Origin of the sequence: Tatumella sp. JGM130, assembly GCF_018257525.1 — a bacterium.
Lineage (GTDB): Bacteria > Pseudomonadota > Gammaproteobacteria > Enterobacterales > Enterobacteriaceae > Tatumella > Tatumella punctata.
Window position 1 is genome coordinate 124589 of the sequence record NZ_JAERJS010000001.1, and the last position, 12323, is coordinate 136911.

The window sequence follows — 12323 nt, forward strand, 5'->3', positions numbered from 1 at the left end:
AACTCTCCAGGTGCCTGTCAACTAAAGAGAGGAACAGCACCGGTATTAGCACTGTCCCTGTATGAATTCACAGGAGTGTACCTAATTGCTAACGCTTTTGCACCTGCCTGATTTAGCGAGTTTTAATCACCAGACGGTTGCTCTGTTTTACTTCTTCCATCACCACATAGGTACGGGTATCGTTCACACCCGGCAAGCGTAGCAAGGTTTCACCGAGTAATTTACGGTATGCCGACATATCGGGAACACGGGTTTTCAGCAGATAATCAAAATCGCCGGATACCAGGTGACACTCCTGAGTTTCCTCAAGTTTTTGTACCGCAGCATTAAACTGCTCAAAAACATCAGGCGCCCCGCGATTCAGAGTTATCTCAACAAAAACCAGTAACGAAGCATCCAGATAATGTGGATTGAGTAACGCCGTATAACCCAGAATAAAACCCTGGCGTTCGAGGCGGCGAACCCGCTCAAGGCATGGCGTAGGTGATAACCCGACACGTTTTGAAAGCTCAACATTCGAAATACGGCCATCTTTTTGCAGCTCGTTCAGAATGTTTCTGTCAATGCGATCCAAATCTTTGCCAGGGCGTTTCTTGTTGTCTGTCATTATTATTGTCTCTCTTTTTCCTTCCCTAAGACTACCTGCCCGTTAATCGTTTCATGATTCAGGGCATGAATTATGGTAAAGCAACTACCTGCTGTATTCGTGTTTTCAGCACCTTTCACTGTCTGTCCACGCTGAAAGGCGCTAAATTCTATTCAGGTGTATATATTCAGTGTTTCGGACCAACACTCGCGCGGTCTGTATTCACTGAACATGATTTGCTTCCCCCCATGTTTTCGCAAAACAGCAGGCGATTGTCAAAGTAAAACATACAATTTCAGTACATCATTCCGTAACCTGCCGTTTGTCATGTTTTGAAGAGGCTGTTTTGGGCTATTTTATCTGTCAGAACACGGCAAAATTACCTCATAACCCTGCTTTTGCTGATTAACGATTACTTTTAACGTTTGCAATAATAAGTAATCTCATCCGCGGAACTCTTTTTTTCAATCGTCACTTTGCCTACAATCACAGAATTATTTGCCTGCGGGCTATTTATTGAGGAAATAAAGCATGGCCAAACACAGTAAATTACTTATCCTGGGTTCCGGGCCTGCGGGTTACACCGCAGCGGTTTATGCTGCGCGCGCTAACCTGAAACCTGTACTGATCACCGGTGTGGAAAAAGGCGGACAGCTGACCACCACGACTGACGTCGAAAACTGGCCTGGTGACCCTGAGGGGCTGACGGGTCCGGCGCTGATGGAACGTATGCACGAGCATGCTGTCAAGTTCGATACAGAAATCGTGTTTGATCATATTCATACTGTCGATCTGAAAAACCGTCCCTTCCGTCTGATCGGCGATAGCGGTGAATATACTGCCGATGCACTGATTATTGCGACAGGAGCGTCGGCCCGTTATATCGGCTTGCCTTCCGAAGAAGAGTTCAAAGGTAAGGGTGTATCAGCCTGTGCAACCTGTGACGGATTTTTCTATCGTCAGCAAAAAGTCGCCGTGGTCGGTGGCGGGAACACCGCTGTAGAAGAAGCCCTGTACCTGTCGAATATCGCTTCAGAAGTACACCTGATTCACCGCCGCGACACTTTCCGCGCAGAAAAGATCCTGATTAACCGGTTGATGGAAAAAGTCGCCAGCGGCAATATCGTTTTACATACAAACCGCACTCTGGATGCCGTAACCGGTGATGATATGGGTGTTACCGGAGCTCGCCTGATGCCTACCGATGGCAGTACTGACGCTGAACAGATCGACGTCGCCGGGGTATTTATCGCTATCGGACACAGCCCGAACACCGCTATTTTTGCCGATCAACTTGAACTGAATAATGGATATATTGTTGTGCAGTCCGGTCTGAACGGCAATGCCACTCAGACCAGCATTCCCGGTGTATTCGCCGCCGGAGACGTTATGGACCATACCTACCGTCAGGCCATTACCTCTGCCGGAACCGGATGTATGGCAGCCCTGGATGCAGAGCGGTATCTGGATGGTCTGGCAGAATAACCATTCATTATAGTTACGCTATTCTTATGACAAAGGCGACGGTGAAACTGTCGCCTTTTTGCTGTCTGCCATGCTAGAGTACCGGTACTTTTCAAGGGGATATTAATTATCACCGCCGGTAGCTGACTCTCACTTAGCAGAATCCAATGAATAAATCCCGACAACAGTTTTTACTTCGCTGGCTAAAACAACAAAGACATTACGGTGGCCGCTGGCTGCGTCTTTCGGTTATCAGCGGGGTCTTCAGTGCCGTACTGATTATTGTCCAGGCCGGTTTACTGGCACTCCTGCTGGAAAACTTCATCCTGAAACAGCAGATTCCCGTAAACACACTGCCGTTGCTGCTGGTCCTTGCCGGCTGTTTTGTGTTGCGCGCTCTGTTACATTACTTTCGCGAACTTTTTGGATTCCGGGCAGGTATGGCAATCCGGCAGGCTATTCGCCAGCAAATTATCGACCGGCTGGAAAGCTGCGGGCCGGTATGGGTTAAAACGCGCCCCACGGGCAGCTGGACGACCCTGCTGCAGGAACAGATCGAAAATATGCAGGATTACTACGCCCGTTATCTGCCACAGATGTCACTGGCTGCCTTAATTCCGCTGATGATTCTGATCGTGCTGGCCCCGGTTAACTGGGCCGCCGCCTTAATTCTGTTTTGTACTGCGCCGCTGATCCCCCTGTTTATGGCGATGGTCGGAATGGGCGCGGCAGAAGCTAACCGCAGAAATTTTCATGCCCTTGCCCGTCTCAGCGGTGATTTTCTGGACCGTCTGCGTGGTCTGGATACACTGCGCCTTTTTCACCGGGGGCAGGCAGAACAACAAGCCATCGCCGACAGCTCTGAGCAATTCCGCCAGCGGACGATGGAAGTCCTGCGGATGGCATTTTTATCTTCTGCTGTACTGGAATTTTTCGCAGCCATTTCTATCGCGGTGGTGGCGGTTTATTTCGGGTTTTCCTATCTTGGTGTGCTGCATTTCGGCGATTATCATCGCGGTGTCACCCTGTTTGCCGGATTCCTGGTATTAATACTGGCTCCTGAGTTTTTCCAGCCATTACGCGATCTTGGCAACTTTTATCATGCTAAAGCACAGGCAGTTGGCGCTGCTGATGTGCTTGAAGCATTTCTCCGGCAAAGCCCGCAGAAAAGCACCGCGACTGAATCACTGCGCCCGCAATGGCAAGGCGCGGTGGCACTGGTGGCCACCAATATGGTCGTCACCACTGCCAGCGGCCAGCCCCTGACGGAGCCCCTGAATTTTACCCTCGCCGCAGGGAAAAGAGTTGCTCTGCTCGGGACCAGTGGTGCCGGTAAAACATCCCTGATGAATGCCTTGCTTGGTTTTTTACCTTATACCGGATCACTGACGATTAATGGCAGCGAATTACGCGATACGGACACGGAGTACTGGCAGAAAAATATCGCCTGGGTTGGACAAAATCCGGTTCTGCCGGAAACAACCCTCCGCGAAAACATTACTTTCGGCCGGGCCTGTGACGATAAACAATTTCAGCAGGCACTGCATTCTGCAGGTATCCATGACTTTATCCGTCAGTTACCGCAGGGGGCTGAAACGGCTATCGGTGATAATGCCAGTGGTTTATCCGTCGGACAGGCGCAACGTATCGCCGTCGCGAGGGCATTACTGTTACCCGCCAGCCTGATGCTGTTGGATGAACCCGCAGCCAGCCTGGACAGCCGCAGTGAACAGCAAGTTATGCGGGCGTTACAACAAGCCTCTTTACAGCAAACAACCCTGATGATCACCCATCAGCCTCAGGGCTTGCAGGACTGGGATGAGATCTGGGTAATGGGCCGCGGTCAGATAATCCAGCGTGGTCGCTGGCAGGAACTGGCCGCCACACCGGGTGCTTTTCGCGACATGTTGCAGCATCGCAGCAAGGAGTTACAGTCATGAAAACGTTACTGCCTTTTCTGCGTTTATGGCAACGCCACTGGTTACAGCTGACTCTCGGGGTGATACTGGCGATCCTTACCCTGCTGGCCAGTATCAGTCTGCTGACACTGTCGGGCTGGTTCCTTGCGGCCTCAGCGGTGGCAGGTACTGCCGGTCTGTACAGTTTCAACTATATGCTGCCGGCCGCAGGGGTACGTGGTGCGGCGATTATCCGTACCGCAGCCCGTTATTTTGAGCGGTTAGTCAGCCATGACGGTACATTCCGCGTACTGCAACACCTGCGGGTCTACACTTTCAGTAAACTTTTCCCCCTCTCCCCTGCCGGCCTGGCAACGTTTCGCCAGGGAGACTTACTGAACCGCTTTGTCGCTGATGTCGATAATCTGGACCATCTTTATCTGCGTGTTCTGTCACCGCTGATCGGGGCTCTGTGCGTCATCGTTGCGGTGACCACCGGTCTCAGCTTTCTCAGCCTGTCACTGGCACTGGTGACAGGAGGGATTATGCTGCTTACCCTGCTGATCCTGCCGCCGCTGTTTTACCGGCTGGGGAAATCTTCAGGCCACGATCTGACCGCCCTGAATGCAGAATACCGGCTACAGCTGACCCGCTGGCTGAGCAGCATGGCTGAACTTAAAATTTACCAGCATCAGAAAAGCTGGCAACAGCAATTGTCTGCAACCGGCCAGCAATTAATCGCGGCCCAGCAACGCCAGCATGCATTAACCGCCGCGTCTCAGAGTGTGCTGATGATCATTACCGGGATCAGTGTCTGTATTGTACTCTGGCTGGGGGGCGAATGGCTGAGCGGACCTGACAATAACCCGACACTACTGGCTTTGTTTGTCTTTTGTGTCCTGGCTGCTTTTGAATCTCTCGGCCCGGTCGCCTCGTCTTTTCTGCATATTTCGCGGGTAATACTTTCCGCCAGCCGTTTAAGCGAATTGTTACAACAAGCTCCGGCAGTGGTCTTTCCTGAAGCGTCACCGGCCACGCCAGGCCAGATATCCATACAGGTCACTGACCTGGGTTTCCGCTATCCGGGTCAGGGGCAATGGGTACTTAACGATCTGAGCCTGAAAGTGGATTCCGGTGAGAAAATAGCCTTACTCGGATTGACTGGATGTGGGAAGTCTACGCTGTTGCAATTGCTCACCCGTGCAGCTGACCCGGATAAAGGCGGGATCAGTTTCAATAATCTGCCACTGACAGAATGGGATGAAGCCACTCTTCGCCAGCGTACCAGCGTAGTTACACAGCGTGTGGCTTTATTTAATCAGACCTTACGGGATAATTTGCTGCTGGCGTCCCCGCACAGCAGTGACAGTGATCTGACAGAGGTATTACAACAGACCGGGCTGCATAGCCTGCTGGAGGGTGAAGGCCTGAACGGCTGGATGGGCGAAGGCGGCAGAACCCTCTCCGGGGGCGAATTGCGCCGTTTAGCTATTGCCCGGGCGATGCTGCATCAGGGGGAACTCTGGTTACTGGATGAGCCAACCGAGGGGCTTGATGCCACAACTGAGCAACAAATTCTGCACTTACTCCGACAGGTTACCCGCGATAAAACGCTGATTATGGTCACACACCGCCTGAGCGGGCTGACAGAAATGGACCGCATCTGCGTACTGGAGGACGGCAGAATCATTGAACAGGGTCATCACCGGCAATTACTGGAGCACCGGGGGCGTTACTGGCAATTCAGCCAGCGTCTGAGGGATCAGTGAGCAGAGAATCATGACATTTCATTTACCACAATTGCAGCAGAATTCCTTGTTATTCCCTGCCCCGTCGACCGCACTCAGAGAACCGGAGGGGCTGCTGGCTTTTGGCGGAGATCTCAGCCCGCAGAGAATGCAGAGTGCTTACCGGCAGGGTATTTTTCCGTGGTTCTCCGAACATGACCCCATTTTATGGTGGTCGCCGGATCCGCGGGCAGTTTTATATCCGGAAGAGTTTCACCTCAGCCGCAGTATGAGACGCTTTCACCGGCACTCACCCTATCGGGTGACAGTAGATCAGGATTTTGAAGGGGTGATCCGCGGCTGTGCGACTGGCCGGACTGATGGCTGCTGGATCACTGATGATGTGATCAGTGCCTGGTTAACACTGTTCAGTCTCGGGGTGGCTCACTCTGTCGAGGTCTGGTCCGGGCAACAACTGGCCGGCGGATTATATGGGCTGGCATCAGGCCAGTTATTTTGTGCCGAATCCATGTTCAGTCGCGCAGAAAATGCATCTAAAACCGCCTTAATGTTGTTCTGCCGGCACTTCCTGGCCCATGGCGGCAGACTGATTGATTGCCAAATCCTTAACCCGCATACTGCTTCGCTGGGTGCCCGGCAAATTCCGCGCCGCGACTATCTGCAAATGATTGAACAGCTGCAGAAATGCAGTCTTTCTGCCGGTTGCTGGTATCCGGATGAGCTGATTTGACCGGGGTGTAATGTTTTGCATACATTCCGCAGGAAAAGTGATAGACTGCGTGTGCTTGTTATGTCGTTAGCTTTTTCGAAACTACTCTCTCAAAAGCGGCTGGAAATTAAGCCTGCCGGGTACAAAAGAACAACAAGGAAGGTTTTCCCCGACTTGCTATTCCGCTGCCTGTGGCTGTTTCCATAATTGACGTCACAACACCCTAATTTCCGGACAATGTGCATGTTTTTACATGACGCATAACGAACTGTTGGTAAAAGCACCAACAATTCTTTACTTAGATACCATAATTCGGCATTATCTTGCCGATTTAAATTTAGCTAGTCCATTCAGAGGATTCGATGGCCAAAGAAGACAATATTGAAATGCAGGGTACCGTACTGGATACGTTGCCTAACACCATGTTCCGCGTTGAGCTTGAAAACGGTCACGTGGTTACCGCTCATATCTCTGGCAAAATGCGTAAAAACTATATCCGCATTCTGACCGGCGATAAAGTCACTGTTGAACTGACTCCTTATGATCTGAGCAAGGGTCGCATTGTCTTCCGTAGTCGCTAATATTCAGTAAATTTTTTGCCTGAAATAGCGGCATAAAAAAAGGCCGGAAACTCCGGCCTTCTGTTTTACTGTCAGTCACTACGGCATCAATGTACTGTTCCTGCTGCCTTACGCTTTTCCGCACTTTCGAAGTGATAGGTTAATGTGTTGCTGGTTTTATCCAGCGCCACTGTCACCGCCCCGCCCTCTGTTAATGATCCGAACAGTAATTCATTCGCCAGCGGTTTTTTCAGGTTTTCCTGCACCGTACGGGCCATTGGTCGGGCACCCATTGCTTTGTCATAGCCTTTTTCTGCCAGCCAGTCCCGGGCTTCATCGCTCACTTCCAGCGAAACTCCTTTCTGATCCAGCTGAGCCTGTAATTCGACAATAAATTTATCCACCACCTGATGAATCACCTCACTGGATAAATGATCAAACCAGATAATATTATCCAGACGGTTGCGGAATTCCGGCGTAAAGGTCTTTTTAATCTCTTCCATAGCATCGGTGCTATTGTCCTGATGAATAAGCCCTATAGATTTACGCTCAGTTTCGCGGACCCCGGCATTGGTCGTCATCACCAGCACTACATTACGGAAGTCTGCTTTACGGCCATTGTTATCCGTCAGCGTCCCGTCATCCATGACCTGTAATAACAGGTTAAACACATCCGGATGTGCCTTTTCGATTTCATCCAGCAATACCACCGAATGAGGATGCTTGATCACGGCATCGGTCAGTAATCCGCCCTGGTCATAACCGACATATCCCGGAGGCGCGCCGATCAACCGGCTGACCGTATGACGTTCCATATATTCAGACATATCAAAACGCAACAGTTCAATTCCCAGCGCTTTTGCCAGTTGTACAGTCACCTCGGTTTTACCAACCCCGGTCGGCCCGGCAAACAGGAAAGACCCCACAGGCTTATGATCATGCCCCAGTCCGGCGCGACTCATTTTGATGGCTTCGGACAAGGCATCAATTGCGTTATTCTGACCAAACACCAGCATTTTCAGCCGGGATTCCAGCTGACGCAGCGTATCTTTGTCTGTCGCCGAGACGCTTTGTTCCGGGATTCGGGCAATACGTGCGACAACAGATTCGATATCCTGCACATTGATCGTTTTTTTACGTTTACTCTGGGGAACTAAACGCGCACGGGCCCCGGCTTCATCAATCACATCAATGGCTTTATCCGGCAGATGGCGATCATTAATATATTTCACCGCCAGCTCAACGGCGGCCCGTACCGCTTTAGCCGTATAGCGGACATCGTGGTGTGCTTCATATTTTGCTTTCAGGCCGTTAATAATCTGAACAGTTTCTTCGGCCGAAGGTTCTGTGATATCAATTTTCTGGAAACGACGAGCCAGAGCACGGTCTTTTTCAAAAATTGAGCTGAACTCCTGATAAGTTGTCGAACCCATCACCCGGATTTTGCCACTGGATAATAGCGGTTTAATCAGGTTTGCTGCATCGACCTGCCCTCCGGAAGCAGCTCCCGCACCGATGATGGTATGGATTTCATCAATAAACAGAATACTGTGCTCATCCTGCTCTAATTGTTTCAGCAGCGCTTTAAAACGTTTTTCGAAATCACCACGATACTTGGTTCCGGCCAGCAAAGAACCGATATCCAGCGAATACAGGGTACAGTCTTTCATGACTTCCGGCACATCACCCTGTTCAATTCGCCAGGCCAGTCCTTCAGCAATAGCCGTTTTACCCACCCCGGATTCGCCCACCAGCAGCGGATTATTTTTACGGCGACGACACAGGACCTGAATTGCCCGCTCCAGTTCTTTATCGCGGCCGATCAGCGGATCGATGCCGCCCACCCGGGCCAGCTGATTCAGATTGGTGGTGAAGTTTTCCATACGTTCCTCCCCGCCTGCACTCTGTTCTTCGTTTGTGGCCTGGTGTTCCGTATCCGGCGAACTGTCAGTTTCGTCTTTACGGGTGCCATGAGAAATAAAATTCACAACATCCAGTCGGCTGACTTCATGCTTACGTAACAGATAAGCCGCCTGAGACTCCTGTTCGCTAAAAATAGCCACCAGTACGTTGGCACCATTCACTTCGCTGCGGCCGGATGACTGCACATGGAAGACGGCGCGCTGTAAAACACGCTGGAAACTCAGGGTTGGCTGGGTATCCCGTTCATCCCCGGTCTCCGGTAATACCGGTGTGGTTTTCTCAATAAAGGTTTCAAGTTCCTGACGAAGCACCAGCAAGTCCACCGAACAGGCTTCAAGGGCCTCGCGTGCCGACGGGTTACTGATAAGCGCCAGTAACAGATGCTCCACGGTCATAAACTCATGGTGGTGCTCCCGCGCTCTGGCGAAAGCCATATTTAAACTGAGTTCCAGTTCCTGGTTGAGCATAAGGCACCTCCCCCTCAATTAACGCTCTGATATATACCTGCAGATATGGAGGCTTAATCAGCTTTTTCCAGAGTGCATAGCAAAGGATGTTCATTTTCTCTTGCGTATTGGTTCACTCTGACGACTTTTGTTTCTGCTACTTCGGCAGTAAACACTCCGCAAACGGCTTTTCCTTCATAATGCACCGCCAGCATCAACTGCGTTGCGCGTTCAGTATCATAAGAAAAGAACTTTTGCAGTACGTCAATAACAAATTCCATAGGTGTATAATCGTCATTGTTCAAAATAACCTTATACAGTGACGGTGGCTTCAGTTCTTCACGGGTCTTATCGTCAGCAAGTTGTTCAAAATTAAGCCAGTCATTAGTGTTCGCCATAATATTCCACTGAATTATTCATTACTCTGCGTAAGATCTATCAGTTAAGTCTACCATGCCCTAAAAACGATGCGCAGCCCGCAACCATACTGATGAATATAAACCGCGGGCCGGATCAGGATGCTATAGCGTTAACTGCTTCAAAGTTTGAGTAATTATCACTGCTGTTGCGGCTGAATTTCTTGACGATATTTCGCGGTAAAGGGATAGTCACAGTTAACGTATTGTCTGTTTTTTCATCAGGTGGCTATCCTGCCCACAGCCATCTTCATTTAATTTTGCACTTCAGGTAAGAGGCATCGTCACATGGAAACAGGTTTTGTAAAGTGGTTTAACAATGCCAAAGGATTTGGTTTTATTTGCCCGGATGCAGGGGGCGAAGATATTTTTGCACACTACTCCACCATTCAGATGGAAGGATATAAGACACTGAAAGCAGGACAGAAAGTGAATTTTAATGCCAGCACAGGCGCGAAAGGTAACCAGGCAAGCCTGATTATCCCTATCAGTGAATCTGAGGCTAATCTGTCATAATCCTATGGGCTGTGCAAACTGTCCCGCACAGTGCGTTAAATTCAGGCAGTGTCTGTGTTGCAAAGCATTCCATTCATCCCCGTACCCTGTCCGGTTTTTTTCGTACTCATAACGGTATTGATTGCACAGCTTTTTTCGCCAACATTCCCCCCCGCCGGCGCCGGTATCCGGTATTCGACGGTAAGCTCCTGACAGCCCCGTGACCGGATAAATACGTGCTGTCGGCCACTGATGTGCATGATATGCGCTACACTTTTGTTCATTATTTCTGCTGAAAAATTGTCTCTGCTGTTACTGCACACACCATTTCGGGGGTTGAAATGAAAAGTACTGTTGCCTCATTTATTGTTAAAAGTCTGGAGCTTGCCGGTGTAAAACGTATCTGGGGAGTCACTGGAGACTCACTGAACGGTATCAATGACAGCCTGAACAACCTGAAAACCATTGAATGGATGTCCACCCGTCATGAAGAAGCCGCCGCTTTTGCGGCCGGCGCCGAAGCGATGATCACCGGTCAGCTTGCCGTATGTGCCGGTTCCTGTGGCCCCGGAAATTTACATCTGATTAATGGTCTGTTTGATTGTCACCGTAATAATACTCCGGTGCTGGCTATCGCAGCCCATATTCCCTCGAGTGAAATTGGCAGTAACTATTTCCAGGAGACTCATCCCGGGGAATTATTTAAAGAATGCAGCCATTATTGTGAAATGATCTCTAACCCTGAACAACTGCCGCTGGTACTGGCAATAGCAATGCGTAAGGCGATTCTGGATCGCGGAGTTTCGGTCATTGTGCTCCCCGGAGATATCGCCTTGTCCGCCGCCCCGGAAAATGCGGTTGCTGAGTGGTATCCTCCGGCACTGCCTGTGACTGTACCTTCCCTGCTGCAACTCAATACCCTGGCAGAAATACTTAACCGGTCAAAAAACATCACTCTGTTATGTGGCAGCGGCTGTGCCGGTGCCCGTCATGAGGTGATTGAACTCGCCGGGCGACTTAAAGCGCCGATCGTTCATGCCTTACGGGGCAAAGAATACCTCGAATACGATAATCCTTATGATGTCGGTATGACCGGATTTATCGGATTTTCCTCCGGTTATCACGCAATGAAAAATGCCGATACCTTACTGATGCTGGGTACCCGCTTCCCGTACCGGGCATTTTATCCGTCCGCGGCCAACGTGATTCAGCTGGATATTTCAGCCGGCAGTCTGGGAGCCCATTGCCATGTTGATTTACCTCTGGTCGGTGAAGTAAAAGCAACCTTGCAGTTACTGTTGCCACGTCTGGATGAGAAGCGAAACCGTAAGCACCTCGACAATGCGGTAGTCAACTACCAGGACTCACGCAAAGCCCTTGATGAACTGGCCATTCCTAATGATAAACAGGCCATCCATCCCCAGTATCTGGCAGAGCAGATCAGTGAACTGGCCAGTGACGATGCCATCTTTACCTGTGATGTCGGCACGCCGACTGTCTGGGCGGCCAGGTATCTGAAAATGAACGGTAAACGCCGTTTACTGGGATCCTTTAATCATGGCTCAATGGCAAATGCCATGCCACAGGCTATCGGGGCACAGGCCGCTGACTCCGGGCGACAGGTCGTTGCGCTCTGCGGTGACGGTGGTTTTGCTATGCTGATGGGCGATTTATTATCTATTGCTCAGCATAACCTGCCGGTAAAACTGATTATTTTCAACAACAGTGTCCTCGGATTTGTCGCCATGGAAATGAAGGCTGGCGGCTTTCTGACAGAAGGTACTGAACTGGAGAACCCTGATTTTGCTGCCATAGCTGCAGCCTGTAATATTAAAGGGATCCATGTTGAAAAAGCCTCAGAACTGAGTGATGCATTACGCCGGGCTTTTGATCATCCCGGCCCCGTGTTGGTAGATGTCACTACAGCGCGGGAAGAGCTGGTTATGCCGCCGAAAGTAAAACTGGAACAGGCGAAAGGATTCAGTCTGTATATGTTGCGGGCTATTATTAACGGCCGCGGCGATGAAATTATAGATCTGGCAAAAACCAACTGGTTACGATAAAAGTGAACAGCAGCC

At 50.3% G+C, this 12323-nt stretch carries 10 protein-coding genes; 7 read left to right on the top strand and 3 right to left on the bottom strand.

Features of this window, described 5'->3' with window-relative positions; translation table 11 throughout:
• Window positions 1-112: 112 nt before the first annotated feature.
• A complete protein-coding gene (lrp, locus tag JK211_RS00515; protein WP_038019770.1) occupies window positions 113-607 on the bottom strand; it encodes a leucine-responsive transcriptional regulator Lrp in 495 nt (164 codons plus the stop codon).
• A gap of 510 nt (window positions 608-1117) precedes the next feature.
• On the opposite strand from lrp, the gene trxB reads away from it, so the two are divergent.
• The 5 genes from trxB to infA all read left to right on the top strand — a co-directional run bounded on the left by trxB (window position 1118) and on the right by infA (window position 6986).
• Entirely contained in the window at window positions 1118-2071 is a 954-nt protein-coding gene (gene trxB, locus JK211_RS00520) for a thioredoxin-disulfide reductase (RefSeq protein ID WP_212706711.1), read from the top strand.
• A gap of 146 nt (window positions 2072-2217) precedes the next feature.
• Window positions 2218-3990 carry a cysteine/glutathione ABC transporter permease/ATP-binding protein CydD gene (gene cydD / locus JK211_RS00525; protein ID WP_212706712.1) on the top strand — a complete coding sequence of 591 codons (1773 nt, stop codon included), beginning with the start codon at window positions 2218-2220 and terminating at the stop codon, window positions 3988-3990.
• The gene (gene cydC / locus JK211_RS00530) at window positions 3987-5717 is read left to right on the top strand and encodes a cysteine/glutathione ABC transporter ATP-binding protein/permease CydC (RefSeq protein ID WP_212706713.1); all 1731 of its coding nucleotides are present in this window, start codon (window positions 3987-3989) and stop codon (window positions 5715-5717) included. Before cydD ends, cydC begins: the two co-directional genes overlap by 4 nt.
• A gap of 10 nt (window positions 5718-5727) precedes the next feature.
• Entirely contained in the window at window positions 5728-6426 is a 699-nt protein-coding gene (aat, locus tag JK211_RS00535) for a leucyl/phenylalanyl-tRNA--protein transferase (RefSeq protein WP_212706714.1), read from the top strand.
• A gap of 341 nt (window positions 6427-6767) precedes the next feature.
• Window positions 6768-6986: a translation initiation factor IF-1 gene (gene infA, locus JK211_RS00540; protein WP_002211347.1), complete on the top strand. Its 219-nt coding sequence runs from the start codon at window positions 6768-6770 to the stop codon at window positions 6984-6986.
• 86 nt (window positions 6987-7072) lie between these two features.
• Here infA and clpA read toward each other — a convergent pair whose 3' ends face one another.
• Together clpA and clpS are read right to left on the bottom strand one after the other, a co-directional pair.
• A complete protein-coding gene (gene clpA / locus JK211_RS00545; protein WP_212706715.1) occupies window positions 7073-9355 on the bottom strand; it encodes an ATP-dependent Clp protease ATP-binding subunit ClpA in 2283 nt (760 codons plus the stop codon).
• Between the two features lie 53 nt (window positions 9356-9408).
• Window positions 9409-9732, bottom strand: a complete 324-nt coding sequence (gene clpS / locus JK211_RS00550; RefSeq protein ID WP_212706716.1) for an ATP-dependent Clp protease adapter ClpS — start codon at window positions 9730-9732, stop codon at window positions 9409-9411.
• A 306-nt stretch (window positions 9733-10038) separates the two neighbouring features.
• Here clpS and cspD point away from each other — a divergent pair, with 306 nt between their 5' ends.
• A complete protein-coding gene (gene cspD, locus JK211_RS00555; protein WP_212706717.1) occupies window positions 10039-10266 on the top strand; it encodes a cold shock domain-containing protein CspD in 228 nt (75 codons plus the stop codon).
• A gap of 320 nt (window positions 10267-10586) precedes the next feature.
• Window positions 10587-12308 carry a ubiquinone-dependent pyruvate dehydrogenase gene (poxB, locus tag JK211_RS00560; protein ID WP_212706718.1) on the top strand — a complete coding sequence of 574 codons (1722 nt, stop codon included), beginning with the start codon at window positions 10587-10589 and terminating at the stop codon, window positions 12306-12308.
• The last annotated feature ends 15 nt before the right edge of the window (window positions 12309-12323 follow it).

What these genes read in the sequence shown, in the direction of transcription:
- cydD (WP_212706712.1), top strand. Translation starts at nt 2,218, where the DNA reads ATGAATAAATCCCGACAACAGTTTTTACTTCGCTGGCTAAAACAACAA.
- clpA (WP_212706715.1), bottom strand. Translation starts at nt 9,355, where the DNA reads ATGCTCAACCAGGAACTGGAACTCAGTTTAAATATGGCTTTCGCCAGA.
- poxB (WP_212706718.1), top strand. Translation starts at nt 10,587, where the DNA reads ATGAAAAGTACTGTTGCCTCATTTATTGTTAAAAGTCTGGAGCTTGCC.
- lrp (WP_038019770.1), bottom strand. Translation starts at nt 607, where the DNA reads ATGACAGACAACAAGAAACGCCCTGGCAAAGATTTGGATCGCATTGAC.
- infA (WP_002211347.1), top strand. Translation starts at nt 6,768, where the DNA reads ATGGCCAAAGAAGACAATATTGAAATGCAGGGTACCGTACTGGATACG.
- cydC (WP_212706713.1), top strand. Translation starts at nt 3,987, where the DNA reads ATGAAAACGTTACTGCCTTTTCTGCGTTTATGGCAACGCCACTGGTTA.
- cspD (WP_212706717.1), top strand. Translation starts at nt 10,039, where the DNA reads ATGGAAACAGGTTTTGTAAAGTGGTTTAACAATGCCAAAGGATTTGGT.
- aat (WP_212706714.1), top strand. Translation starts at nt 5,728, where the DNA reads ATGACATTTCATTTACCACAATTGCAGCAGAATTCCTTGTTATTCCCT.
- clpS (WP_212706716.1), bottom strand. Translation starts at nt 9,732, where the DNA reads ATGGCGAACACTAATGACTGGCTTAATTTTGAACAACTTGCTGACGAT.
- trxB (WP_212706711.1), top strand. Translation starts at nt 1,118, where the DNA reads ATGGCCAAACACAGTAAATTACTTATCCTGGGTTCCGGGCCTGCGGGT.